We start from the raw sequence: 26,724 nt of genomic DNA, 5'->3' as shown, positions 1-26,724 counted from the left end.
TGACTTACAAATGAATGTAACTATCACGTGCTTCTATCAACTCCAGTAAAGCTTTGACAACTGGTTTGGGTTTTAAAGCACGATCATATAGGAGAGGGTAATCTGCCCTACCGGGGATAGGCCAATTATTACGCCAGGTATGTGCATCTGTTAGACCCCAAAAAGTGACACGACTGATGCTGTTGCTATGTTTTAGGAATACACGAAATAAGTCACGATAGCGGTTGGTAAACTGTTGCATCGCCTCCTCTGACAACTGTTCTGGATAGGGATTAAGCTGTTGTGCACGTGCTACATTAATCTCAGCATCCTCTCCTCTATCTTCCGGTCCGGGGAATGGTAAAACAGACACATCTAATTCAGTAATCATTACTTTAACGCCCAAATTTGCAAAACGCGCTATAGTTTTGTCCAGGGCTTTTAGGTCTGGATAGGTTAAACTATAATGTCCTTGAATACCCACTGCATGAATTGGTATAGCCTTTTTCTTTAGGCGTTTGACTAATGCAACCACGGAGGCGTGTTTTTTCGGACTTACCAGGCCGTAATCGTTATAATATAGCTCTGCATTTGGGTCCGCTTGATGAGCAAACTCAAACGCTTTTTCTATATAGTCTTCACCGATAATCTCCAGCCACGGACTGTTACGAAAAGATCCATCATAGTTAAAAGCCTCATTAACTACATCCCAGCCCAATACTTGTCCACGATATCTGCCAACATAAGTGTTTATATGCCGTTGCAATTTAAGTAACAATTGATCTCGTTTTAGTTTTTGCCCTTTTGCGTCAAGAAAAAACCAGTCTGGTATCGCTTTGTGCCAAACGAGCGTATGACCAACAACTACTTGGCCATTTTCTTTTGCAAAATCAAAAAATTCGTCAGTCCAGGTAAAGTTGTATATTCCTTGCTCCGGTAATACGTTTGCCATTTTCATACCAAACTCCGCTACAACGACGTTGAATTCAATGTTAACGATATCTGTAACTCTTGAGTTTCTTATATCTCTGTTTGCCAATGCAACGCCTATCTGGAAATTATCTTTAAAAGCATCTTTAAGTGGCAACGCACTAGTACCAGATGCTAAAGCAAAGAGTATCAACAGTATAAATTTAATGATCACATTGACAAAAAATTTCATTTACATCTTGCTCTCTTCATTTTTGAGATACAGACAAAGGTGCATTATTAAAATAATAAGCCAACGCCCATCAACTGAATTGAGATAATCGGCTTCTAATAGATTGTGCAAGACAAAAAACAAAAATGTACTGAAGTATAAAAAGATAAACCGAGTGTCATAAAACGTTGTTGTAATACCTTTGAAAAATGGGGCTATCACAAGTGAAAATATACACAATAAAAAGCCGATAAAACCTGTAGAAGCAAATAGTTCAAGATAGCCATTGTGCGCATGGGTCAAAGTAAATACCCATTCCACCCAGCCAGTTGCATAGTCAACTAACCTCATATCTTCACCGACACTCCAGACAGAGCCAAAGCCAATGCCAAACCAAAAGTGATCCTGAATCAGGAGATAGACCATATTCCAAATAGTCGCACGTCCAGTAAAGGCTTCCGGGTTATCCAAAAGTGAAATAAATGATTCTAACAGTACAGGTATTAAAACTATAAAAGCGGTGAGTAAGACAAAAAACAAAACGGCTACAGCACGCTTTAAGCCCACATGGGGGGTCAACATATACATACAAAAACCAAACATCAAGCAAGGTGGAAGAAGCGCCATACTCGTTTTCGATTTAGTAAAAAATAAAAATATTACTGACAAAACAACCATAGCCAGCCAGGCATATCGTTTAGTTCGTTGAAAATTAAAAAGGAATAATGCAATAGCAAATACAAGCGCTGGTCCGGCATGGTTTTTGTGAATAAAAATACCTTTCCAGTTACCAGCCAGTTCTGAATCTAACAACTCTGAACCAGCATGAACTGCGCCTGATACAAAAAACACTGAGATAATACTTACAACTATCATGCCAGCTAACACTCTAGAAATGATCGACAGAACCTGATCCAAACTCAGAGTGCAAATAAGCATGAATACTGTTGCTGTAGTTATAAATAACAAGGTAAATCTACGAAGTGATATAAAAGGATGATCAGCCCAAAAGACAGATAAAAGACACCATCCAAGAAGTAACAAAAGAGGAAAACATTCTTTAAAGTGACTTGGGTTAACTCTGCTTTTATAACAAACAAAGCTTACAGTAAAAAATGCCAGGTAAATAACTTGCCTGAATAAGTTAGAGCCCCCCATTTCATCCAGTACTTGTATGGATAATAAACCCAACTAATTACACATCATTCCCAGTTTCGGGTAATGTGAGACCCAGGCTTTAGCTGCAACTAAAGCTTTCATTTGTCGTAGTTCGATTGAGTGCTGGATCCTCTATTGAGAGACCGATAACAAGAAAGAACGCGACAAACGACTCCAAGCAAAATACTCGAATAGTCTACTGGGTCTCGAACCCGCATTTGCAAGCAAGAGTTAGCTTATTATGAAAACAAAAACTAATCAAAACATTAACGTCGGTGTCGATACTGGCAAGTTCCAACTCGACATTTATATTCGACCTCTCGATATCTATTTCACCGTGTCTAACGATGAAAAAGGCATTAAAGAAGCGGTGAGGCTCATTAAAAAACACCACCCAGAACGTATTGTCATTGAAGCGACGGGACGGCTTGAAATGCCGTTTATTATGGCTTGTGCGAATGCTAATTTACCCTTCGTAATCGCTAATCCTGTACACATAAAACGCTTTGCCGGTGCAATTGGCCAACGCGCTAAAACTGACAAGCTAGATGCACAGCTTATCGCCCATTATAGTGAAGCGATTAAACCTCGGCTATCGACACTAAAGCCAGAGATAATGCAGGCTATGAGCGATTTAGTCGGAAGACGAAATCAACTATTGGTGATGCAAACTATGGAGAAGAACAGACTTCAAATTCTTCCGAAAGAACTAGCGATGACTATCAAACCTATTCTGACTGTGTTTAAAAATCAGATTACAAAAATTGAAACTAAAATCGTTAATCTCATCGAATCAAACCCTGACTACCAAGCTAAAAATATCATCCTGCAAAGCATGAAAGGCATAGGTAAAATTGCTGCTGCGTCCATCATCAGCAACCTACCAGAATTAGGTTATATCAATAACAAAGAAGCCAGCTCATTAGTTGGTGTTGCACCCATGAATAAAGAAAGTGGACGTTTCAAAGGGCATAGAAAGATCCAAGGGGGTCGGCATCAAGTGAGAACGGTTTTATACATGGCCATGATGTCAGCGATACAATCTAACCCTGTTTTTAAAGAGACTTATCAGCGGTTAGTTGCGGCAGGAAAACCAAAGAAAGTGGCTATTATTGCCTGTATTAGAAAGATGGTTGTGATCTTAAATTCGATGTTAAGAGATGGTGTTTTATGGGAAGCGCCAAAAGCATAAAATTAACTATTGACGCCATAGTCTCTTGTTAGATTCATCCATGACTGCAAACGGAGATAAGCCTATAAATGAAAATGCAAACATTAAAGCTAACGTTATGCTAGCAATACTTTTGCTGTTAAAAACCGGAATTGTAAGCAACATTTAAAGTATAACCTTATACAAACTAACTGCCGTGAACATTGCTGTAAACCTTTTTTTGCTCGCCAAAAATAGCACTTAGTTTTCCCATTTGTCTTGCAAGTTTTAAACGAACTTTCATTCTTTTGTGAGGAATTGCGGCCAACAAAATTAAAGCAACTGATGACACTGCTATGGCAGCTAAAAATTTGACCAGTTCTTTTAACCAAACAAGCAACGATGAATTGTTTTTACTGATAATTCTAATATCACCAGCACCGATGCGGTAAGCCCTCTCAATAGCCCACTTCTTTGTCAGACGTGAGGCTCCAAAAATTTCATGTGCTTGGGCTTCATGTGCAAAAGCAAAAGTAGCACCTCGCCGCTTAATGCGGGTAAAAAATTCTTTGTCCCCGCCACCCACTAACGAATAAAAAGGATCAAACAGCTCTTCAGGGTATGCATCGACAATATGACGACTAAGTAATACGTTTGTCGTACCATCAATTAGATTAACGGTGCCGGAATAAGTAGAGTCCGACTGGTAGTAAATATGCAAGCCTTTTGCCCAAGCAGGCGGTGCGACTTCAAACTCTGGTGCAACACTGCCGCCAACTACATCAGCATTAGTCTGCAGCTGAATTTTTACTAAAGATGCAATCCACTGCGGTTCAACCCATTCGTCATCGTCAATCATCGCCAACAAATCAGCCTGCATAATGCCGAAAGCTTCATGCATCAAGGCATTGCGTACTTGTGAAATACCGCGCTCATTCACCGCAATGGCTTTTAATGGCAACGGATAGCCTTCAGCTAATATTTGCTGCACAGTAGTCAAACCAATACCCTTATCGCCCTCATTGTCAGCAACTAAGACCGTTATATCAAAATCTGCAGCTTGCCTGGCAACAGATTCTAGCAAACGCCGGACACCCTGTGGGCGTTTAAAAGTAGGTATACCAATAACAACATTTAAAGATTTCATATTAAAGCTTTACCCTACGATAGAGTCTGAGCAGCAGACAGAGCGCAAATAACTCGCCGAGCAAAATACCCAGCAAAGAAAATGATGGTGTAAAAACAAGCAAAGATACATAAACCAATGGAACAGCCAGCAATGATGATTTCACTGAGACTAAACTCAAATCTTTAAATTTATCAGCTGCTTGCAAAAAAACATTAAATGGGCTACTGACAGAGCGGCTTAAACGTATCAGTGATATAAATATTGCGGCCCATATTAGCGCAGGTTGCGAAAGTGCGTCTTTCCAATAAATATTGATAAAAAATAGCAGTACTACTAATGCGACAATGCAGTTGAGCAGCCAAAAAGCTATGTTTATCAGGCGAAAACGGCTTAATGATTTTTTTGCATCCTCAAACCGATGAACTGCAAGCATAGATCGGAGTCTTGGCCGCTCTATCTGTGTAAGGCTATTTAGTACTACTATTACCGGCCGGAACAACAATGCTGCTGCTGCTATAGGTGCAAATGCAGCAGGACCAAGCAATAGAGTCACTAAATAAGAATGTGAGTTTAGCGTCCCTTCGGTGGTTAACACACCCAGCAAGGCATGCTTACCCTGCTGTTGAAACCCCTGCACAAAACCATACAGACCAGCATTGAACGCGCTGACAAATTGTAACTTTAAATAGTCAAAGCCCAAAGCCGGTAAAGCCAACACTGCAGCCGCAGCAGTTACTAAACCAAAACTAAACAGACTGACGTTGCCTGCAAAGAAAATTGTAACTGCAGCTGTTAAACTTACTAAACTGTATAGTGCATCAGATTTGACAACTTTACTGTGTTGATGGCTGTTATTACAGTAAGCCCGACCAAACCAGCGCAGCGTAGTAATAAAAGCACTGGCGGCATACACCAGCGCAATACCTATTGAATCAACAAAGGACAATACTATCGCCGCTTGTAGTGCAGCAAATATGCAGCTAAGGAATAAATTGACAAGCATAAAGCTGCGGACTTTTTGCGCGGCTTGTGGCGTATTTTCACTTAGCGCTATTAATGACGGCGAGCCCAAAATTGCATTAGATATACCATTTGCCAATGCTTGAGTTACTAATAAAAATGCAAATAAACCATATTCTTCAACACTGCCTTTTTGTATAAGACACAACGCCATTACCAAGCTGGTTAACGCCAGACCTGCAGAACCACCAATGGCTGCCAAGGCACGTTTAAATGGTAATTTGTCCGACATTTAATCTAGTGTCCTATTTGCTAAACCATGCTTTACCACACAATAAATTGCATGCGGGTTGGTTAATAAGTAACGCACGAATAACTTGCGCGGGTCGTTAGCCATACGAAACAGCCATTCTAAGCCGCTGTTTTGCATCCACATCGGCGCACGCGGGTATTCGCCAGTGATGTAGTTGTAACAACCACCACAAGAAATAATAACCGGCACCTTTAAACGATGTTTATTCCGTATGCAGAAAATTTGCTCTTTTGGCTTGCCAAGCCCCACCCACAGCACGTCTGGCTTGGCGGCGTTAATAGTATCGCAAATTGCAGTTTCGTCATCATCAGTGAAATAGCCATGCTGATGGCCCACAACATCGAAGTTAACATAAGTTTGCGCTAGAATTTCACCGGCCTTAGACACCGATGATTCCTTGCCACCTAGCAGAAAATGCTTAAGGGTTGGTTGATAAAAATTCGGAATATCATGGATCATATCTGTTGTTGCGGTGCGTTCTGGCACGACTTTAGTTTTGTTAAACCAACGAGAAAAACTGGCTACACTTTGACCATCTGCATGAACTAAATCGGCTTGTTCAATTTGTTCTTTAGCTTCTTTGTCACTATTATAAAGTGAGATAGCATGGCCATTATTACTGAATATAATAAAAGGCTCCCTTATCGAGTTTTCTACACTCTCGTGACATATTTTACCAATAAGTTGAGCTAAATCCATCCTATTTATACATGCAGTTTTAATACCACCAACAAAAACAACATCAAATTTATAATCATTTTTCATATAACGTCCTTAGTCTCAAAAAAGCGACCCCACTCATAATCATGTTTTTTTATTTTAAATCTACCAAGGCCAGATTCATGAGCAAAAGTCATTTCTCCAAAAAATATATCACCATCAACATTATAAAAATCGATACGTACATAGTTGAACCCTTCAGAAAGGGTCCGAGCCAAACATACCATTTCAGTTAAACTATCATCTTCTAATATTAATGGCCTTAGTTTATTTTTATATTTCAGGCTATAAGGGAGTAATTCTCCACCTTCATTATAAAATGATCGACTGTGATCATTAAACCTTTCATAATCAACCTGTAATATAACCTTATTTGAATTGAAAACGTGAAATTTAAAATCTTCAGGTTGCGTGCCATCACTTTTTACCAATAGTTTTTCTGCTATCACTTTTGGTTTTATATAACTATACCAAGGCTCATCATATAGTTTTCCATAATCAATTTTTAATGATTCATTAATTAACTTCGCTATCTTTTCAAAATCATATGACTGACCTTCTTTTATAATATATACATTACCTGAGTCATGATTAGCTTTGAGAATAAAATTCGGCTTTAGTTTTGAAATCGATATCGCATTTGCACAATCATCAACATATATGAGAGGTATAAGATATTTCTCACCAATTTTGCTTTTTATATATTCCCGAACAGCGAACTTATCTGCATAATATGAAAATCTAATGCTATTGGGGTCTAATTTAATACCAAGTACTTTTTCATTAAATGACCTGGGGATTAATAAATTAGGTATATACCATTGTCTTAATATAAACTTCACAAGCACTCTTTTTTTTCTCGGTAGCAATCCAAGAAATAAAATTACGAACTTTTTAAATTTCATATATTTTATACCATTCAACAAAATTATTAATACCAGCTTGCAAATCAGTATTTGGCTTGAACCCGATTACAGCTTCTAACCCACTCACATCAGCAAATGTTCTGACAACATCACCGTCTTGCATTGGTAAGTATTGTTTATTGGCTTTTTTACCTAAGGCATTTTCAATACAGGTTATAAATGCTTCTAATTCAACTGGCTGATTATTACCAATGTTATAAAGTTTATAAAAAGGTGAACCTTGAGTTTTTTCTAACTTTATATCGTCAGTCGCTGCATTATTTGGAATAACATCTTGAATACGAATGATACCTTCGACAATGTCGTCAATATAAGTAAAGTCGCGCTGCATTTTACCTTGGTTAAAGACTTTTATAGGTCTATCGTTTGCTATGGCGTCAGTGAATAAAAACGGTGCCATGTCTGGTCTGCCCCAGGGGCCGTATACGGTAAAAAAACGCAAGCCCGTTGTAGGTAGCGAATATAAATGGCTATAGGTATGTGCCATTAGTTCATTGGCTTTTTTAGTTGCAGCATAAAGTGACACCGGATGATCAACTCGGTCTTCTTCTGCAAATGGTACTTTAGTATTTGCACCGTAAACCGAACTTGATGAGGCATACACCAAGTGTTGAACTTTGTTATGGCGACAACCTTCTAGAATTGTAGCCATACCGACCATATTAGAATCAATATAAGCCATTGGGTTTTCGATGGAGTATCGCACGCCCGCTTGCGCTGCTAGGTGGATGACTCTATCAAACTGCTCTGTTACAAACAGCTCAGCAATTGCGACTCTGTCGGCGATATCCATTTTAATGAATCGAAATGTTTGTAAGTGCTCAATACGTTTAAGGCGCGCCAGCTTTAAATTAGGGTCGTAATAATCATTAAGGTTGTCTAAGCCGACAACCTCATGCCCTTGCTCGCATAGTCTTTGTGCAACAAAATTACCGATAAACCCTGCCGCACCCGTTACTAGATATTTCATTTACAATTCTCTTTAACTATTAAGTCGCTACTAATTACAATTAATCTGACCCAAATAAGTCACGGGTATATACCTTACTTACCACATCGCTTAATTCTTCAGCGGCACGATTTGAAATAATTACATCAGCATCAGCTTTAAATTTGGCTAAATCGTTATACACTTTTGAGTGGAAAAATTCGGCTTGCTCTAATACTGGCTCATAAATGATGACTTCAATGCCTTTGGCTTTGATGCGTTTCATAATGCCTTGAATACTGGATGACCTGAAATTGTCTGAGCCTGATTTCATAATTAAGCGATAGATACCGACTTTTTTCGGGCTACGTTTAATGATTGAGTCGGCAATAAAGTCTTTACGGGTGGTATTTGAATCGACGATGGCACCAATTAGATTATTAGGCACGTCGGCGTAGTTGGCGCGCAGCTGTTTAGTGTCTTTGGGTAGGCAGTAGCCACCGTAACCAAATGATGGGTTGTTGTAGTGATTACCTATGCGGGGGTCTAAACACACGCCGTCGATAATTTGTTTGCTGTCTAACCCGTGGGCTTCGGCATAGGTGTCTAGCTCGTTAAAGTAGGCTACCCGTAAAGCTAAATAGGTATTTGAAAACAGCTTAACCGCTTCAGCTTCAGTTGAGTGGGTAAATAGCACTTCAATATCTTGCTTAATAGCGCCTTGCACTAATAAGTTGGCAAAGGTGTTAGCGCGTTCGCTTTGCTCGCCAACAATAATGCGTGACGGGTAAAGGTTGTCGTGCAGGGCTTTGCCTTCACGCAAAAACTCTGGCGAAAATATAATATTGTTACAGCCAAACTCTTGTTTAATACGCTCGGTATAGCCTACTGGCACGGTTGATTTAATGATCATCACCGCATTAGGGTTAATGCTGATAACATCTTTGATAACTGATTCAACTGATGAAGTATTAAAGTAGTTTGTTGCTGGGTCGTAGTCTGTTGGTGTGGCAATAATTACAAAGTCGGCACCCGTATAGGCTGCCTGCTTGTTTAAGGTGGCGGTGAAGTTGAGTTTTTTGTTTGTTAAAAAATCTTCAATTTCAATATCTGTAATAGGAGAGACTTTATCGTTAAGCAGTGCTATTTTTTCTGCAACTATGTCTACCGCAACCACTTCATTGTGCTGCGCTAATAACATAGCGTTAGATAAACCGACATATCCTGTACCAGCGATGGCTATTTTCATGTTGATGATCTTCCTGATGATCTAAACAATGTCTAATACGTAATGAATACTGTGTTAATGAGTACAGTATAAATTTGATGACAGCACTTTTACTGAGCTCTTTTTACAGTTAAAAGGGTGACAGATGCAATTTAAAGCTTAATGATTGACTGTTAGCTAAAAAAGTACGCTACCGCCACTAGATTGCAGCTTCTAGATTCTGTGACACTTTTAAATTTTTGGCTTAGCGACTATGGCTACTCACTCTACCGTAAAGGTTGACAAGGCCAACTTTGAACGATAAGTAACGTGCTAAGTAACGTTTTAAGCTGTAGACATGCCCCTTTACATCAATAGTTAGGTAATAAACCTAAAGTGATGGTTTGGAGATTCTGTAGGAAATAATAACGGGATGAGGGACATAGACACGCTAAAGGAGCTAAATCGTATGATTTTGACCCAAAAAATAGCTATCTGTGGCGTCATGCCTTGTTTTAAAATTTCCTTTTCTACTACTAAGTTCTACATCAGCACTCTAATTGGCGGCGATTATAGAGTAAATGCTAAGTGAATGACAGTTTTTTGACGCATTGGGTTATTTTTTGACGGTTTTTTATTTCTCTAATTTTTCATGTTATTTTTTTCTATTTAAAATCAGAAACTAGCCGCGCTTGCTGGTTTTGTCGTTTAATCGTTTGTCATTTTGTCATGTCAGTAATAACACCTTGCACTGTAACCTCCCTGTTACTTTCACTATTACCTCCACTATCACTTTAGCCTGTGGTGATTTTTCGCTTAGGCGTTGCGTTGGTTGCTAACGACGGTAACCATTATGTTAGCTAGACTGTCGGATATAGCTTATTTGACTATTATGACAATACTATGTTTGCCAATGATTTGTTTTTGGCTGCTGGGTTCAGGTAATGGGGCTTATGCAACTGGACTAGTGCTGCTAAATTCATGCGGCTTGGCTAATCCTAGTGTGCTAATGCACAGGGCTAATGCTACAGAAATGGGGCGACTAAATGTAAACGGCTTAAGCTAGTGTAAACCGATTTTTTCACTTGCATAATGGCTAACACTTTTGAATGACGAAGTTAAGCGCAACGCATTCAAATAAAAGACTTTGTTTGCCTGTGCCGTGTTCTTTTATTTTTGTTTGTAACTTAACTAGATTATGATGTGCATCAGGTTTGTATCACTTTATCTAAATAGACAGCTTATTGGGTAATTTAGCGTTGATTATCGCCCTATTGATTCAATGATAAACAGCAGGAATGACGCGTATTAAGAGTGTGCTTGTTAATATGAATAAATACCGCCATTGGTTAGCCATACCTGTGGTGTTTTCGGCTGTGTGTTTTGCCACTTTAAGCGACAGTTTATTTACCGACGACTTTTTTGCTGGCATAAAACAAGGCTACGGCGATAAAAAACTTAGCGACTTTTATGACTGGCGTGAAGTGATAAATGAAGGTAGCGACCTGGATGATTACGATAGGTTGTTACTGGCCAATGAGTTTGCCAATAGGCATATTGATTTTAAGTCTGACTTGAAACATTGGAATACCTTAGATTACTGGGCAACGCCAATTGAGTCCCTAGGCACTGGCGCTGGTGACTGTGAAGATTATGCCATTTTCAAGTATATGACTTTGCTTGGTATGGGCATGGATGAGAATAAGCTGCGGTTGATGTATGTGCGGTCGTTAACCTTTAATGAACCCCATATGGTGCTAATTTACTTTGAAACACCGTCGTCATTGCCGTTAGTGTTAGATAACCTTAATCGTAAAGTGTTATCGGCAAATCGTCGTCCAGATTTAAAACCCATATATTCCTTTAATGGGCAAGGTTTATGGTTAGCTAAGGCACATGGGTTAAGTTCAGCTAAACCCGACAGTAAAGGCACTACTGATTGGTCAGTTTTAATGCAGCGTATAGAAAACGGTGAATAACTTTAACAGGGTCAAATATTATGTTTAGAAAGGGAATCTCTTTACGGGCGCAGTTGTATTTATTAATTGCGTGTTTGTCTTTATTTAGCTTTGGTGCGTCGCTGTTTAATAATGTGTCTAATATGCGCAGTTATTTAAATGAGCAATTAGCATCACACGCTCAAGGGGCGGCTATTAGTTTAGGCTTGTCTATATCGCCTTATATGGATGAAGAAGGCATGGTGATTGCGGCAACCATGACCAACGCTATTTTTGACTCTGGTTATTACCAACGTATTTCGTTCACAGACATTAACGGTGACGTTAAATTTGAGCGACTGAATAAGCAAGGTAACTTTAATGTCCCTAACTGGTTTATGGCGATATTGCCGCTTACGCCACCGTTAATGGTAAGTGAAGTGAGCAACGGCTGGAACATTGCCGGTACGCTTGAAGTGCAGTCCCATGCGGGCACATCTTATAAAACATTATGGGACCATAGCGTTAATGCGTTAACCACCACCCTAATACAATTTTTTATCGCGTTATTGTTTGCCTATTTGATTATTAAGTCGGTACTTGCGCCGTTAAAACGCATTGAGTTACAGGCTGAGGCGGTCATAGAAAAACGCTTTGATTTAAACCCTATCAAGCCGTTCACCACTGAGTTAAATACAGTTGTGAATGCGATTAACAAAATGGTGACCAATATTCAGCGCTCTTTTTCAGAGCAAACACTGAATGCGGAAAAGTTATCAAAAGAAGTGTATATCGATAGCCACACTGGCTTGCCTAATAGACGTGCTTTAATGAAGGCGTTTGACTCGTTAAAGCATGAGGCTGAGAAAAACGGTAACCGTTTGTATTTTGGCATGGTGTCGTTAACCTCGCTGCAATTGATCAACGATACCGAAGGTTATGCCCACGGTGATGCGTATATCACTGAAGGGGCAACTATTTTAGCGGATCAGGTATCGGTTTATAACGATGTAAGCCTTTATAGGGTGTCGGGGTCTGAGTTTGCTATTTTGTCGCAAACCACCCATGACCTGGTGTCTATTTTAGATGGTAAAATTGGCGATGCGTTTTCGGTAGCCAATACCAACCGCTTTAGCCAGGGCTTTGCAAAACACGCATTAACCAGTGTTGAGTATAGTGAAACCTTTTCTGATGCGGCGCAGCGTTTAGATAGCCAGTTAACCCATGACAGTTATTTAGATTCCCCTGTAACGGGATTAACCACATCAACAGCTACAGCAACCCATTCACGCGAAGAGTGGGTGGCAATACTTAAGCAGTTTACTGAGTATTTTAACGCTGAGATTGTTCACACTAAGCCGCAGGATTTTGCGATTAAGTGTATCCCTTTAGATAAGCTGTTTGATTTAATGCTGCAACCGGTAGTGGATACCCATAATCAGCTGCTTTATGTTGAGTGTTTTGTGCGGTTTAAGCACAACAATGAAACGCTGTCGACCATTGATGTATTTGCTATGGCCGAACGTTTAGGGTTACTGCAAGAATTAGAGCAAACGGTGATTTGTTTTATTTTTTACAAGCTGCATCATGTTAAAAATACCCGTGTGGCGATCAACATTAGTAACCATGCACTGCATAATACTCGCTTTACTGAATGGCTGTTTGATACGTATAAACAATTGCAGTCGAAACTGCCGCCGCTGTTGTGTGAATTTAATGAGTCTGGGGCTATGTTGTCACTGGAGTCAACCAAGCAATTTATTAGTCAGTCGAAAGCATTAAATATTGAAATCGCCATTGAGCGTTTTGGCTCAAGCTTAAGCTCGTTTCAATATATTAAAAATTTAAACGTGGACTACATTAAAATTGATGGCAGCTATATACGTGATATAGAACAAGCAGATACACAGTTTTTTATTCAAACCATTACCCAGATTTGTCACGGTATTGGCATTAAAATGATAGCACCACAGATAGAAACCTTAGCAATAAGCCAGCAATGTGTGCAATTGAACATTGATGGCCTGCAAGGAAACGGCTTGTACTCTGTACGTAATTTTAATACACTTTTACGAGTAAGTGCTGATACAATTGAAACAGAACTTAAACTTAATGATTTTTAACTATTGTAAGGAACACAATGATGCGCAAGTTACAAACTGCTGCAGTTGTACTTTCTCTTCTATTGTCAGCCGGTGTTTCTGCTGTCAGCCTAGAAGAATATAACGCAGGCCTAGAAGCTGCAGTTGCTGCTGGCACTGTTGGCCAGTACACTGCAGACACTATAGCAAATTCAACAGCTGCTGAAGCTGAAGCTATTTTATCTGCTGCGCTTGTAGCTGCTGCAGGCGATGAAGCTGCTCAAGCTCAAATTCTTGCCGCTGCTCAACAAGCTGGCGTATCGCCAGACCTAATTGCTGCAACTGCTGCTGCGAATGGTGTTTCTGCAAGCGTTGTTGCTCAAGCAACTCAAACAGCAACTGCTGCTGGTACTAATAATGCTAGCAATTCAGGCAACCCAACTGCGATTGCTGCTGCTAATAGACCAAACCCAGGCCAAGGTCGCGGTAATACCGGTGGCAATAACGGCGGTGGCGGCGGTGGTGGCGGAAACGGCGCTTCTGGTAACTAGAAACCGATTTCACTAGCTAATAGCTGTTTTAAAAAAGCCCATTAATATGGGCTTTTTTATTGGCTGAATTTTAATAATTAACTGTTTTACTTCCATCTCTTATCCCGAGTTCAGGTTATTTAATTAAGATATACAGCTGTACATTCGGCCACGTTTTCAAATTCTAATCTTTGCTTCTTAGATCACCCTGCTCACCTCAAGAGTTAATCTGTAGGCTTTAAAGTGCCGAGCTAATTGATACGGTTTGTGTTTTAAATACCTATTACAAAGGTGCGGATTCTGCATATAGATTTAAAGTGGGTTAGCGAGCCTGAAATGGCTTATTTATAATTAAGCTCACATAATGAGGTAGCACCATGATCTACGCTGCTAGCTGTTTATATTTGCTTGTAGAGGCACTTAAACATCATAACCCCAAAGCATTTTGTTTAAACAACTAGATAAGCCGTATTGGAAGAAACAAAGAGGTGTTGGGTCGTCAAGGATCGAACCCTAGACCAATGGGTTAAAAGCCAACTGCAGCTTTTGGTGTAGCTCTTAGCTTAGAGAAGAAATGACTGAGGTAACGAGCCATCCTGGTTTTGCTAAGCGATATGGTTAACTGGAGATTACAACTAGGGGTTACAACATCAGGAAGGAAAAGTTGTGGGTCGTGAAGGATTCGAACCTTCGACCAATGGGTTAAAAGCCAACTGCAGCTTTTGATCTAGCTCTTAACTTAGAGAAGAAATGACTGAGCTAACGACCCATCTTGGTTTTGCTAAGCGATATGATTAACTGGAGATTACAACTAGGAGTTACAACACCGGGAAGGAAAAGTGGTGGGTCGTGAAGGATTCGAACCTTCGACCAATTGGTTAAAAGCCAACTGCAGCACTTGATCCAAATAGAGAGGGTGACTGAGCTAACGATCCATCTTAGTTTTGCTAAGCGATATGGTTAACTGGGGATTACAACTAGGAGTTACAACATCGGGAAGGAAAAGTGGTGGGTCGTGAAGGATTCGAACCTTCGACCAATTGGTTAAAAGCCAACTGCTCTACCGACTGAGCTAACGACCCAACGATGTTTTACTTAAACTTGATGTTACTTCTCAATTATTTAGCCACTATCAAATAAAGTGGTGGGTCGTGAAGGATTCGAACCTTCGACCAATTGGTTAAAAGCCAACTGCTCTACCGACTGAGCTAACGACCCATATTGTTTTGCTAACCTGTTATGGTTAACTGGAACAAAAGCCAACTGTCTATGTTTCAAGACTGACTGAGCTAACGACCCATCTGGTAAGTGAATTATTTAGCCACTTTCAAATAAAGTGGTATTACGTGAAGATTAAAACCTTCGACCAATTGGTTAAAAGCTAACTGCAGCTCTTGATTTAGCTCTTCGCTTAGAGAAAGAGTGACTGAGCTAACGACCCATCTTGGTTTTGCTTTAAATTCTTTAACCACTATTTAAATAAAGTGGTGGGTCGTGAAGGATTCGAACCTTCGACCAATTGGTTAAAAGCCAACTGCTCTACCGACTGAGCTAACGACCCATCTTGGTTTTGCTAACCTTATTGGTTAACTGGAACAAAAGCCAACTGTCTATGTTTCAAGACCGACTGAGCTAACGACCCAACGATGTTTTACTTAAACTTGATGTTACTTCTCAATTATTTAGCCACTATCAAATAAAGTGGTGGGTCGTGAAGGATTCGAACCTTCGACCAATTGGTTAAAAGCCAACTGCTCTACCGACTGAGCTAACGACCCATCTGGTTTTGCCAACCTTATTGGTTAACTGGAACAAAAGCCAACTGTCTATGTTTCAAGACCGACTGAGCTAACGACCCATCTAGTATTGCTTTAAATTCTTTAACCACTATTTAAAAAGTGGTGGGTCGTGAAGGATTCGAACCTTCGACCAATTGGTTAAAAGCCAACTGCTCTACCGACTGAGCTAACGACCCATCTAGTATTGCTTTAAATTCTTTAACCACTATTTAAAAAGTGGTGGGTCGTGAAGGATTCGAACCTTCGACCAATTGGTTAAAAGCCAACTGCTCTACCGACTGAGCTAACGACCCAACGATATTTTGCTAACCTGTATGGTTAACTGGAACAAAAGCCAACTGTCTATGTTTCAAGACCGACTGAGCTAACGACCGAGAATGTTCTAAATAACTCTAAAACATCCCCCAAAAGGCTATGCCGTTCTGAGGGCGCCTATAATACCGTTTTCATTTTGTCATGCAAGCGCAAATTTCTAATTTGTGGTTGTTTGCATGAAAAACAGACTAAGAGGCTGCTTTTTGACTTTATTAGCCATTAAGTGCTGATAACTGCTGCTGTGCAAGGCGTGCTGAAGCGCTGTTAGGGTATTCTTTTAATACTTTATTATAGAGTGCTTTTGCTCCGGCAAGGTCACTCTCTTTTTCAGCTATCATACCTAACTTAACTAAACTATCGCCACGTTTGTTTGAATCAGCAAATTGACTCACAACCGCACTAAAGGCGCCTTTAGCATCTGCATGCTCACCTTTATTAAACAATAGCTGACCTAACCAGTAATTGGCATTAGCAGCATAGCTTGATTGCGGATATTGTTTTATAAAACTTCTAAAGGCAGGAATAGCATCATCATACTTACGATCTTTAAGCACTAGGTTAACCGCAGCTTCATAGCTACCTGTTTCACCTAATGTCGAGCTTGAGGCGGCAACGCTAACTGCATCGGTTGCAGCGGGTGCGTTTACTACTGGTGCGGCTTTGGTCGATAAGTTTGCTATGTCTTCGTAAAGCTGGCGTTGACGTTGCAACATTTGATTGATCTGGTAATTCTGTTGCTCAGTAATGCCACGTAAATCCAACACTTCTCTTTGCAAAGCGTCTAGTCGACGTTGCATGTCAAATTCACCCTGTTGCTTTGCTTTTATGATGCGTTCTACACGTGCTAAACGATCATCGCTTGAACCATTAGCAACATCCTCTACAGGAGCGGGAGCAGCTACTGCTACCCCTGCACCAAAGAACATTGCCGCAACTAATACGGCATGTTTCATGTAAATCTCCTAACGGGTCAACCAAAGTGATTGACCTTTCTTCAATAACACTTAGTAAACTAACACACCGCGACGGTTTTGAGCAAAACCGGTGTCAGTGCGAGAAAAGTCTAAAGGCTTTTCTTCACCGTAGCTTACGATACTCATTTGGCTAGGTTGTACACCCATGCCTTGTAAGTATTTAGCAATCGCTTTAGCGCGACGTTCGCCTAGTGCGATGTTGTATTCTGGTGTACCACGTTCGTCAGCATGGCCTTCAATTAGTACGCGAACATTTGGATGTTCAACTAAGTAATTGCCGTGTGCCATAAGAATATCAGCATTGTCAGTTTGTACTTCACTGCGATCGAAATCGAAGTAAATAATGTTTTGACGACGTAATTCTTGCTCTTTCAAACGTTGCTGTTCTGCTGGGCTTAATACTGCACCAGCACCACCAGTTTCAATACCACCATTACCATACTCGCTAGATGAACCAGAAGTAGAACCGCTAGCATCTGTGTCAGAGTCTGAAGTTGAGCTACAAGCACCCAGTGCCATTAGCGGAACTGCAACCATCATAGCTTTGAACAACTTATTCAGATCCATGTTAAATCCTTATCGATACTTAATATTAAAGAAATGGGGACCAGGCTGGTGATTTCACCTCACCTTGTCCAGCAGGCAATCTTGCCTTAAATCGGCCATCGGTAGAAACCGCTGCCAGTACTTGTTTACCTTCGTGAGTCGTACCATAAATCACCATAGTGCCATTAGGTGCAACACTTGGTGATTCATCTAATCGAGTAGATGATAACACCTGCATAAAGCGAGTTGCTAAGTCCATTCTGGCAATATTGAAACGTCCATTAGTACGATTCACAAAAATCATGCTGCGACCATCAGGTGTAATTGAACCACCTAAATTCCATTCGCCTTCAAAAGTCATTCGACTGACTTTATTTGTATCCAAATTCACTTTGTAAAGCTGCGGTCTACCGCCACGCTCAGACGTGAAAAGAAGCGACTTACCATCGGGGAACCATGAAGGCTCTGTGTCAATGGCGTAGTGATCTGTTACACGTTTGGTTGTTTTTGTGGCTATATCCACTGTGTAAATTTCTGGCTGACCATCTTTTGATAAGGTCACAGCTAACTTTTTACCGTCTGGTGAAAAAGAAGGCGCGCCATTTATACCGTCAAAACTACTTACTAGCGTACGAGTTTGAGTGTATATGTCTTGAACAAATATTTCAGCTTTGCGATTTTCAAAACTCACATACGCTAAGCGACGACCATCTGGTGACCAGCTTGGTGACATTAATGGTTCTGGCGAGCGTAATAACATTTGCTCGTTGTAACCATCATAGTCGGCGATCATTAAATGATACGGCGCTTTTTGGCCTTGCTTAACAACAACATAGGCGATTCGAGTTAAGAACGCGCCTCTTATTCCAGTTAATTTTTCATATACCACATCGCTGATGCGATGGGCGTATTGTCTAAATTGGTTGGCGTTAATCACAGTTTCGCGGCTTTCTAAAACCAGTTCGCTATTGTTAACAGGGCCTTTGCCAGCTTGAAGCTGCGCTTTTACCAGGTCGATAAGTTCAAAAGTTACTAAAAATTGACCTGTGCCGTAGGGCTTAACCGAACCAACAACAAGTGCATCTGCGGACACATTGCCCCAGTTAGCAGCGTTGAACTGAGCCACTGTATTAATATTAGACTGTGGTAGTGCACGTTTATCTAGTGGTGAAAAAGTACCACTTCTAGATAAGTCAGACATCACGACATCTGAAATAGATGCAGGCGCTGCACCTTCACCTTGCCATACAAAAGGCACGATAGCGATTGGACGCGATTGATCAACACCTTCGGTGATCACAATATCCAAGGCTGCACGTGCTGGCGTTATCATTACAACACATGCCAATGCGAACCATTTAACCAAATTATTCATGAGACTCCTTCATACCCTTCGCATTTTTAATGCATTATTTTGTATCGGTAATACATTAATATACTAATTAAATTCCGGTGAAACCGTTAAGTTAATTTCTTTTAATTTATCGTACACACCCGCTTCTGTAGATACGGGTAAACGACCTGCTTTATTAATTGCTGCTTTTGCTGCACGACACACAACCTGATCGCCATCTAATGTCTGACTTGACGTCACAAAACCATCTTGTGCTAATCGGATAAACACGCGACAACTTTTTCCGCGCATCGATTCGTCAACCACAAGGTTACGTTGAATTGTGGCAATGATCATCGCTTTAAATCGATCCACTTCTGACATAACTTGCTTATTTCGCGTTTGCGATAATGTTGCTTGTTCTGCCGCGAGTGCGTCTGTCATTTCTTGCTCTTGACGTGCTTTTGCATCGGCATCGGCTTTCGCTTTGCGTTGGCGATCTTCCTCTAATTTACGTTTGCGTTCATCTTCTTCAGCTTTACGCTTACGTTCATCTGCGGCTTGTTTCGCTGCGGCTTCTTCTTGCTTACGTTTTTCGGCCGCTTTTTGTGCGGCTTGTTCCGACGCTTTCTGTTCTTGCTCTTTTTGCTTACGAACGGCTTCAGCCTTATTCGCACGCTCTTTTTCTTGCTGCACTTTTATTTGAGCAGCTTTAGCGGCATCGTTGGCTTTTTGTGTTTCAACTTCTTTCTGTTTGCGTTCGATTTCTAAATTCTTAATTTTTTGCTGTTCTTGCTCACGTTGTTGGCGGGCTTCGTTAGCTTTACGCTCTAGCTCTGCTTGACGTGCTTTTTCTCTGTTTTCAGTGTCTTGCTTTTGTTGCTTTAACTTTTCTACATGCTGAGTGATTTTTTGTTGATCAACCATCACAGCTTGAATAGCAGGTGCACTAGGTGCAGATGGCATTGTTTTAGGCTTATCATCGAAACTTACGCCTATCACTAAAATAACAATCGCACCAATGTGGATACCGGCAGAAATCGCTACCGGTATTTTAATATTAGATTGATTAGCCACCTATTTCTCCTTCGGTGAATCAGTCATTAACCCTACCGCAGGCACACCCGCTTGTTGCAAGCTCACCATGAGTTGAATAACATTTTCATAGGCAATACTTCTGTCTGCCTTTACAACCACAGGTCGTAAGGGTTCAAGCTGGATCATAGCGCCAACCTGAATTGCAATTTCATCCAGGTCTAAAGGGTCACTATTAGAACCAGTACCAACGTTTAAAAAGTATTCGCCCGCTGCATCAATAGAGGCTACGATTGGCGGTTTACTGTCTGGTGGTAATGATTCAGCTTTGCCCTGTGGCAATTCAACTTTAACACCCTGAGAAACGATTGGCGCCGTGACCATAAAAATGATCAATAGCACCAACATAACGTCGATATACGGTACAACGTTAATTTCAGCAATAGGACGTTTACGCTTACGTTGGTACATTACACCGCTTCCTTTTCACTATAGGCTTGGCGCTGTAAAATGTTAGAAAACTCTTCCATAAAGTTTGCGTAGGCCATCTCTAGCTTTTCAGCTTGTGTAGCAAAACGGTTGTAGGCAACAACTGCTGGAATAGCGGCAAATAAACCCATAGCGGTTGCAATGAGTGCTTCAGCAATACCTGGTGCAACCATGGCCAATGTGGCGTTTTCTACTGTACCTAACGCGATAAACGAGTTCATGATTCCCCATACGGTACCAAACAATCCAATATAAGGACTGGTTGAACCGATGGTGGCTAGCATAGGTAAATTGTTTTCCAGTTTTTCCATTTCACGTGACAAACTCACGCGCATGGCTCTAGATGTGCCTTCCATTACAGCATCTGGTGACTTACTGTTAACTTTGATCACTCTTGAGTATTCTTTAAAGCCTGCAACAAACATTGCTTCTAGGCCAGCAATGCTTTCGCCTCTGGCGGTTAGTTCTTTGTATAAGCGGTTTAAGTCGACACCGGACCAAAAGGTATCTTCAAAACGCGCGGATTTTACCCGTGCTGAATTCAGCATTGATCGGCGTTGAATGATCACCGCCCAAGATGCAATAGATAAACCTAACAAAGTAAACATAACTAGCTTTACCAACACACTGGCTTGTAAAAACAAACCAATAAAAGACATATCAGCGTGCACTCTTAAACTCCTGAACGATAAATTCTGGGATGGCTATGGGACGCATTTTTGATAAGGACACACAAGCGACTATCACTGTTGCCTCACAATAGCATTCACCTAGCTCATCAATTAAACGCTGTTGGAACACCAACGACGCTTTTTTTAATGACGATATAGAGGATTCAACTATAAAATCCTGTTCAAACTTTGCCGCGCGGCGAAAATCTAATTCTGCACGTTTAACAACAAAAGCAATGTCATCAGCCAATAATTTAGTTTGACTAACGCCCATTGATTTAAGCCATTCGGTGCGTGCTCTTTCAAAGAAGTTTAAGTAATTTGAATGATAAACAACGCCACCAGCATCGGTGTCTTCATAGTACACTGTTACAGGCCAATTAAACGTCATTTTAAGACTCGTTCTTTACTTACAAAATTTTGCATACTATACCGAGTAGCAAGGCAGTTGTGAATCATCTCACCCGCTAAAAACAGACTTTATTTCGAGCATAACAGTGTTAAATTGCATTATCTGGGGTTTAACCAACTTAGATGAAGATTTTTTAATGTTTTCTGGCCTTCAAACAACCCAAAAAATGAATCTTAATTAGATAAAGTCATCGCATTTAATGATACAAATTGCAGCTTAGTTAAATATTAATTTCAAAAAGCAGGATATCGCTATGCTTTGCCAGTCAAAAGTATTAAAACCGATCGTATTTAAAATAAAGTGAATCAATAAAAGCTTATTTTTTCAGGCAAATGATCACTCTACCAAAGCTATTAACATTTACTTTTAAAAAACAATTCAACTTATCCGAATATTTATTCACTCAAATGCTAATTATCTCAACAAAACCTACCCTCGTGCTATTTGATGGCCATTTTTAATTCAAAACCAGCACAATCATCCATTAAAAAATCTAATGTGAAAGCGAAAAAAATCTATCTTGTGCATTTAGAGTAATAAATCTATTATAAACTTGTTTTCAGGACACATCGATTTGATGAGAAAACAATGAACTTAAAGTTAGTGTTTGTGAAACATTAACTTATCTCCAGTTCTTATGCTTGACTTCCTTCCTTAAATTTGTTGATTGCAAATTATTTAGCCCACTCGGTTTGAGTGGGTTTTTTTTGTCTAAAATTTACCTTCAAACACATACAAAAAAGCCTGAACATGATTCAGGCTAATGCTATAGATTAATGGCTAAGGTTACTTTGAAACGAATTCAGGTCTGTGTATTTTCAAAGTAATAATTAACAGCGCTATATAGGTTTAGTTATTCTAATCACGACTCTGCGGTTTGTTTGTCGCTCTGACGCTAAGTCATTACCAGCCACGTGACGTTTTTCACCATGCCCTTCTGTGGTGATACGGTCTTGTGAGATACCACTGGCTATTAATAAACTTTTAACTGAATCAGCACGTTTTTCTGACACTTTTTGGTTAATTGAACGCCCGCCGTAGCTGTCGGTATAGGCATCAACCACCACTAACTCGATATTCGGGTCATATGATAAGTATTCTTGTACTTTTTTAAGCTGATAATTTGAAAAACGAGTTAACTCGGTTCCACCCTCTTGGTAGTTTAAAACCGTAAATGCAATGTCATCAAAACTGTAGGGTAATAAATTAGCTAAACATGAGCGAAACTCACGGTACTTGCTGGCAAAGTTCACAGCTGAAATTCCGACTGCAACTTTACTTGATGCATCATACCAATCGGCATAATAAAACGTAGGCTGACGGCCCTGGCTTAATTCATTTAGCATAGTCCAGGCAGCTTTTTTAGGGACTTCACCGTTAAATTGTTTTTGATACTTTAATGCGATGATTTCTTTTGATGCATCACCTGGGCGCCATGTCGGTGCTCGGCTGATTAATTTAGCATTGGTAACCGCGTCTGGCTTTGCCCACATATCAAGCGTAAAGAGTAAGTTAAGATCTTTTCCAGATTTACTGGAAAAAATAGCTTTGCCGTAATCTGGAATATCATGCTCTAGTCGACATTCAATAGGGGTATTTTCACCTACACGCCAGGCAGAGTTTTCAAGGGAGGCAACATAGTGACGTAAATCAGCACTTGCAGTAGCACTGATACACAAACTGGATACTAATATGATTTTTTGCCACATGGTGTCACCTGTCGATTTTATTACCTGTTAATATATCGGCGGCTAAATCTTTTTCTTAAGTTTAAATTATCACTGAAACGAGCATATTAAGACAGTTTGGGTATAATGCACGGCCTATCTGTCACAATAGGCGCAGGCCGGTCTTTAATGGTGACAATAATATTCAGGTTTAATGGGGTAATAGAATTACATGAGTGACATCTGCAACAGCAATAAATTTAAATATCGATTTCGCGGTTATTTTCCTGTGGTGATTGATGTTGAAACAGCAGGATTTAATGCTAATACAGATGCATTGCTTGAAATCGCAGTTACCATGCTAAAAATGGATGATGACGGCTTTATAAGCTTAGATAAAACCCTTCATTACCACATTGAGCCATTTGAAGGTGCAAACCTTGAACCCGCTGCATTAGCGTTCAATGGGATAGACCCTACCAACCCGCTTAGGGGTGCTGTTGATGAGAAGTCCGCTTTTTTAGAAATATTTAAAGAAGTTAAAAAGGCTCAAAAAGCGGTTGGCTGTCATCGCAGTATTGTTGTGGCACATAATGCGGCATTTGATCTTGGTTTTGTTAATCAATGTATTGAGCGAAATAGTTTAAAGCGCTCACCGTTTCATCCCTTTGCCAGTTTTGACACAGCGTCCCTTGCCGGATTAGCTATTGGCCACACGGTATTAGCCAAAGCGTGTAAAATGGCTGGCATTGATTTTGATAATAAAGAAGCTCATTCAGCACTGTATGATACTGAACGTACCGCTGAACTTTTTTGTTATATCGTTAATCGCTGGAAAACCCTTGGCGGTTGGCCGTTAGCGATTATGGATGAGTCAGATGATGATACTGACAATAGTGATACCGACGACTGAACTTAGCAGATGTGCGGTTTAGCTTAACTTTATTTAAGTTACAGAAACAAAAAAAGCTGCCTAGGCAGCTTTTTTGATATTCAACAAGCGAAGATTATAGCTTGTCTGAGTGATCTTTTAAGTATGAAGCAACACCATCAGTGCTAGCTGTCATGCCTTTATCACCTTTAGACCAACCTGCTGGACATACTTCACCGTGCTCTTCGTGGAATTGAAGTGCATCGATCATACGTAGCATTTCGTCAACGTTACGGCCTAATGGTAAATCGTTAACCACCTGGTGACGTACTTGACCCTCTTTGTCTACAAGGAATGAACCACGGAAAGCAACACCTGCTTCTGGATGTTCAACATCGTATGCTTTACAAATTTCATGCTTAACGTCAGCAACTAAAGTGTATTTAACTTGGCCAATACCACCTTTGTCTACTGGAGTGTTACGCCATGCGTTGTGAGTGAACTGTGAGTCAATAGACACACCAATAACTTCAACACCACGCTTGGTGAACTCTTCCATACGGTGATCAAAAGCAATTAGCTCTGATGGACACACGAAAGTGAAATCTAAAGGATAGAAAAAGATAACCGTTGGCTTACCTTTAGTTGCCGAAGCAAGGTTAAAGTTGTCAACAATTTCGCCTGAACCTAATACTGCTGCTGCGGTAAAGTCTGGGGCTGGACGGCCTACTAATACGCTCATTTTATATCTCCATTAATGGCTTGTTAAAATTCTAAAAGAAGGTGCAATGTTTACCCTTCCACAATGTGCTATACCATACCTTTTATTTGCGCCCCCGATAAGAGGTTTCGAATGAATTTTGTTTTACCTGCTGAAAAACCCCTCATCACAGCCTTACTATTTTTAAGGTTTTAAAAACAAATAACTAAAAATGGCTTACAACAGATTACATTTTGGCCTCATTCTTTAACATTGATGAACGCGATAGGCACAGCATGCTAGTGATACACTAATAAAATAAAGGCTTTACTGGACAAGCAAAGTAAATAACGGCATAAATAAACGCCTTAACACTTATAATAAATAGAATTAAAAAATATGAATGCTGTGGTGATATCTGTTTGCTTAATGCTTGCATTGAGTTTTGTTCGAGTAAATGTGGTGATTGCACTGACAATAAGCGCTTTAGTTGCCGGCCTTGTCGGTGGGCTTGATATACAACAAACAATTTCCGCTTTTAACGATGGTTTAGGTGGCGGTGCTCAAATAGCCTTAAGTTATGCCCTACTGGGGGCGTTTGCTGCAGCATTGTCACATTCTGGTTTAACTACATTAATTTCTAACAGTATTATTAAAAAATTGGGTAAAGAGCCTAATAGTAGTAATACCCAGGTTGTGCGATGGATGCTGTTGGTGACTATTCTGGCAATGGCTATTTCTTCGCAAAATATTTTGCCCATTCATATCGCCTTTATTCCTATTTTAATTCCCCCACTATTGCATGTATTAACTGCATTGAAAATTGATCGCCGCCTTATCGCCTGTTTATTGACTTTCGGCTTAGTGACTACCTATATGATTTTACCTATCGGTTTTGGGGGTATTTTCTTAAATGACATTCTACTGGCAAATTTAAACAGTAATGGCTTAAACGCAGTTCACGCTCAAGTACCGCAGGCGATGTTATTACCCGCATTAGGCATGGTGTGTGGGCTATTATTTGCGATGTTTATTAGTTACCGCAAACCGCGAGAATACCTATTTATCGCACAGCAAACGGTTACTGAACAGGCAGAGCAGACAATTAACACTAAAAGCATTGTCATTTCTTTAATCGCCATAGTCGCTACCTTAATAGTGCAACTTCAAACAGACTCGATGATATTTGGTGCCTTAACCGGATTTGTCATTTTCCGCTTTTCGGGGATTATTAAACAAAGTGTTGGCCAGGACTTATTTAACCAGGGCGTGCATATGATGGCCAACATTGGTTTTATTATGATTGCTGCTGCTGGTTTTGCAGCGGTTGTAAAGTCAACCGGCGAAGTGAGCTCTTTAGTGACGTCACTAGGGGATTTTATTGGTGACAATAAAGCATTGGCGGCAATACTCATGCTTTTAGTCGGTTTACTTATTACCATGGGGATTGGGTCTTCTTTTTCAACGATACCTATTATTGCAACCATTTATGTGCCACTGGCGCTTAGTTTTGGTTTTTCTGTGGCTGCGACAATTGCCCTTGTGGGCACAGCTGCCGCATTAGGTGATGCTGGTTCACCTGCTTCTGATTCAACTTTAGGCCCTACAGCGGGTTTGAATGCCGATGGACAACACGACCATATTCGTGACAGCGTGATCCCGACTTTTATTCATTATAATATTCCGTTGATTATTTTTGGCTGGATAGCGGCCATGGTGTTGTAGTGAGTAGTGAGTAGTGAGTAGTGAGTAG

General features: G+C 40.3%; 23 protein-coding genes and 8 tRNA genes. 6 read left to right on the top strand and 25 right to left on the bottom strand.

Annotation, left to right across the window (positions count from 1 at the left end; all coding sequences use genetic code 11):
• Positions 1-4: 4 nt before the first annotated feature.
• Both ACRWQM_RS06385 and ACRWQM_RS06380 read right to left on the bottom strand, forming a co-directional pair.
• The gene (locus ACRWQM_RS06385; protein WP_434931614.1) at positions 5-1,141 is read right to left on the bottom strand and encodes an endo-1,4-beta-xylanase; all 1,137 of its coding nucleotides are present in this window, start codon (positions 1,139-1,141) and stop codon (positions 5-7) included.
• Positions 1,142-2,311 carry an O-antigen ligase family protein gene (locus ACRWQM_RS06380; protein ID WP_434931613.1) on the bottom strand — a complete coding sequence of 390 codons (1,170 nt, stop codon included), beginning with the start codon at positions 2,309-2,311 and terminating at the stop codon, positions 1,142-1,144. It abuts the gene before it with no gap.
• 208 nt (positions 2,312-2,519) lie between these two features.
• Here ACRWQM_RS06380 and ACRWQM_RS06375 point away from each other — a divergent pair, with 208 nt between their 5' ends.
• Entirely contained in the window at positions 2,520-3,470 is a 951-nt protein-coding gene (locus tag ACRWQM_RS06375) for an IS110 family transposase (protein ID WP_434929890.1), read from the top strand.
• A gap of 166 nt (positions 3,471-3,636) precedes the next feature.
• Here the strand turns inward: ACRWQM_RS06375 and ACRWQM_RS06370 are convergent, their stop codons facing one another.
• From ACRWQM_RS06370 to ACRWQM_RS06345, 6 genes are read right to left on the bottom strand one after another with little or no spacing between them, the layout of a single operon-like run.
• The gene (locus ACRWQM_RS06370; RefSeq protein ID WP_434931612.1) at positions 3,637-4,575 is read right to left on the bottom strand and encodes a glycosyltransferase family 2 protein; all 939 of its coding nucleotides are present in this window, start codon (positions 4,573-4,575) and stop codon (positions 3,637-3,639) included.
• A gap of 1 nt (position 4,576) precedes the next feature.
• Positions 4,577-5,809, bottom strand: a complete 1,233-nt coding sequence (locus ACRWQM_RS06365) for a hypothetical protein (protein ID WP_434931611.1) — start codon at positions 5,807-5,809, stop codon at positions 4,577-4,579.
• Entirely contained in the window at positions 5,810-6,595 is a 786-nt protein-coding gene (locus ACRWQM_RS06360; RefSeq protein ID WP_434931610.1) for a WecB/TagA/CpsF family glycosyltransferase, read from the bottom strand. It lies immediately after the preceding gene.
• A complete protein-coding gene (locus tag ACRWQM_RS06355; protein ID WP_434931609.1) occupies positions 6,592-7,392 on the bottom strand; it encodes an ATP-grasp fold amidoligase family protein in 801 nt (266 codons plus the stop codon). Before ACRWQM_RS06355 ends, ACRWQM_RS06360 begins: the two co-directional genes overlap by 4 nt.
• 52 nt (positions 7,393-7,444) lie before the next feature.
• Positions 7,445-8,446 (bottom strand): NAD-dependent epimerase, encoded by a 1,002-nt coding sequence (locus ACRWQM_RS06350; protein WP_434931608.1) that lies wholly within the window; start codon positions 8,444-8,446, stop codon positions 7,445-7,447.
• 40 nt (positions 8,447-8,486) lie between these two features.
• Positions 8,487-9,653 (bottom strand): nucleotide sugar dehydrogenase, encoded by a 1,167-nt coding sequence (locus ACRWQM_RS06345; protein WP_434931607.1) that lies wholly within the window; start codon positions 9,651-9,653, stop codon positions 8,487-8,489.
• A 1,256-nt stretch (positions 9,654-10,909) separates the two neighbouring features.
• Here ACRWQM_RS06345 and ACRWQM_RS06340 point away from each other — a divergent pair.
• Genes ACRWQM_RS06340 through ACRWQM_RS06330 form a run of 3 tightly spaced genes read left to right on the top strand, consistent with a single transcriptional unit; the run spans position 10,910 to position 14,180 of the window.
• On the top strand, positions 10,910-11,590 hold the full coding sequence (locus ACRWQM_RS06340; RefSeq protein WP_434931606.1) for a transglutaminase-like cysteine peptidase: 681 nt from the start codon (positions 10,910-10,912) through the stop codon (positions 11,588-11,590).
• Between the two features lie 20 nt (positions 11,591-11,610).
• On the top strand, positions 11,611-13,671 hold the full coding sequence (locus tag ACRWQM_RS06335; RefSeq protein ID WP_434931605.1) for a bifunctional diguanylate cyclase/phosphodiesterase: 2,061 nt from the start codon (positions 11,611-11,613) through the stop codon (positions 13,669-13,671).
• Positions 13,672-13,691: 20 nt separating this feature from the next.
• Positions 13,692-14,180 (top strand): hypothetical protein, encoded by a 489-nt coding sequence (locus ACRWQM_RS06330; protein ID WP_434931604.1) that lies wholly within the window; start codon positions 13,692-13,694, stop codon positions 14,178-14,180.
• Between the two features lie 646 nt (positions 14,181-14,826).
• Here ACRWQM_RS06330 and ACRWQM_RS06325 read toward each other — a convergent pair.
• From ACRWQM_RS06325 to ACRWQM_RS06250, 16 genes are all read right to left on the bottom strand, one after another.
• Positions 14,827-14,928 (bottom strand) — tRNA-Lys (locus tag ACRWQM_RS06325).
• A gap of 71 nt (positions 14,929-14,999) precedes the next feature.
• A tRNA-Lys gene (locus ACRWQM_RS06320) sits at positions 15,000-15,094 on the bottom strand.
• A gap of 71 nt (positions 15,095-15,165) precedes the next feature.
• A tRNA-Lys gene (locus ACRWQM_RS06315) sits at positions 15,166-15,241 on the bottom strand.
• 60 nt (positions 15,242-15,301) lie between these two features.
• Positions 15,302-15,377, bottom strand: a tRNA-Lys gene (locus ACRWQM_RS06310).
• A gap of 267 nt (positions 15,378-15,644) precedes the next feature.
• Positions 15,645-15,720, bottom strand: a tRNA-Lys gene (locus ACRWQM_RS06305).
• A gap of 141 nt (positions 15,721-15,861) precedes the next feature.
• A tRNA-Lys gene (locus tag ACRWQM_RS06300) sits at positions 15,862-15,937 on the bottom strand.
• A gap of 121 nt (positions 15,938-16,058) precedes the next feature.
• A tRNA-Lys gene (locus ACRWQM_RS06295) sits at positions 16,059-16,134 on the bottom strand.
• A gap of 41 nt (positions 16,135-16,175) precedes the next feature.
• Positions 16,176-16,251: transfer RNA gene (locus ACRWQM_RS06290), tRNA-Lys, on the bottom strand.
• A 234-nt stretch (positions 16,252-16,485) separates the two neighbouring features.
• Positions 16,486-17,226, bottom strand: coding sequence for a tol-pal system protein YbgF (ybgF, locus tag ACRWQM_RS06285; protein WP_434931603.1), 741 nt, complete (start codon positions 17,224-17,226; stop codon positions 16,486-16,488).
• Between the two features lie 51 nt (positions 17,227-17,277).
• Positions 17,278-17,814 (bottom strand): peptidoglycan-associated lipoprotein Pal, encoded by a 537-nt coding sequence (gene pal / locus ACRWQM_RS06280; RefSeq protein WP_434926550.1) that lies wholly within the window; start codon positions 17,812-17,814, stop codon positions 17,278-17,280.
• A 25-nt stretch (positions 17,815-17,839) separates the two neighbouring features.
• Positions 17,840-19,168: a Tol-Pal system beta propeller repeat protein TolB gene (tolB, locus tag ACRWQM_RS06275; RefSeq protein WP_434931602.1), complete on the bottom strand. Its 1,329-nt coding sequence runs from the start codon at positions 19,166-19,168 to the stop codon at positions 17,840-17,842.
• A 63-nt stretch (positions 19,169-19,231) separates the two neighbouring features.
• Positions 19,232-20,203 carry a cell envelope integrity protein TolA gene (gene tolA, locus ACRWQM_RS06270; RefSeq protein ID WP_434931601.1) on the bottom strand — a complete coding sequence of 324 codons (972 nt, stop codon included), beginning with the start codon at positions 20,201-20,203 and terminating at the stop codon, positions 19,232-19,234.
• Positions 20,204-20,632 (bottom strand): protein TolR, encoded by a 429-nt coding sequence (gene tolR, locus ACRWQM_RS06265; RefSeq protein ID WP_434926553.1) that lies wholly within the window; start codon positions 20,630-20,632, stop codon positions 20,204-20,206. It lies immediately after the preceding gene.
• The gene (gene tolQ / locus ACRWQM_RS06260) at positions 20,632-21,321 is read right to left on the bottom strand and encodes a protein TolQ (RefSeq protein WP_226414766.1); all 690 of its coding nucleotides are present in this window, start codon (positions 21,319-21,321) and stop codon (positions 20,632-20,634) included. Before tolQ ends, tolR begins: the two co-directional genes overlap by 1 nt.
• The gene (gene ybgC / locus ACRWQM_RS06255; RefSeq protein ID WP_226414763.1) at positions 21,311-21,712 is read right to left on the bottom strand and encodes a tol-pal system-associated acyl-CoA thioesterase; all 402 of its coding nucleotides are present in this window, start codon (positions 21,710-21,712) and stop codon (positions 21,311-21,313) included. The genes tolQ and ybgC overlap by 11 nt, the downstream gene beginning before the upstream one ends.
• Before the next feature lie 860 nt (positions 21,713-22,572).
• The gene (locus tag ACRWQM_RS06250; RefSeq protein ID WP_434931600.1) at positions 22,573-23,442 is read right to left on the bottom strand and encodes a flagellar protein MotY; all 870 of its coding nucleotides are present in this window, start codon (positions 23,440-23,442) and stop codon (positions 22,573-22,575) included.
• A gap of 190 nt (positions 23,443-23,632) precedes the next feature.
• Between ACRWQM_RS06250 and rnt the strand changes: the two genes are divergently transcribed.
• Positions 23,633-24,313: a ribonuclease T gene (gene rnt / locus ACRWQM_RS06245; protein ID WP_434931599.1), complete on the top strand. Its 681-nt coding sequence runs from the start codon at positions 23,633-23,635 to the stop codon at positions 24,311-24,313.
• 94 nt (positions 24,314-24,407) lie between these two features.
• On the opposite strand, the gene ACRWQM_RS06240 is transcribed toward rnt, so the two are convergent.
• Complete coding sequence (locus tag ACRWQM_RS06240) at positions 24,408-25,013, bottom strand: peroxiredoxin (protein ID WP_226414754.1); 606 nt, start codon at positions 25,011-25,013, stop codon at positions 24,408-24,410.
• A 357-nt stretch (positions 25,014-25,370) separates the two neighbouring features.
• Here ACRWQM_RS06240 and ACRWQM_RS06235 point away from each other — a divergent pair, with 357 nt between their 5' ends.
• Positions 25,371-26,696 carry a Na+/H+ antiporter family protein gene (locus tag ACRWQM_RS06235; protein WP_434926556.1) on the top strand — a complete coding sequence of 442 codons (1,326 nt, stop codon included), beginning with the start codon at positions 25,371-25,373 and terminating at the stop codon, positions 26,694-26,696.
• The last annotated feature ends 28 nt before the right edge of the window (positions 26,697-26,724 follow it).

The organism is Shewanella sp. HL-SH5, assembly GCF_051163755.1.
Classification (GTDB): Bacteria; Pseudomonadota; Gammaproteobacteria; order Enterobacterales; family Shewanellaceae; genus Shewanella; species Shewanella glacialimarina.
The sequence above is the reverse complement of the archived record's forward strand: the minus strand, read 5'-3'. Positions and strand labels throughout refer to the sequence as shown.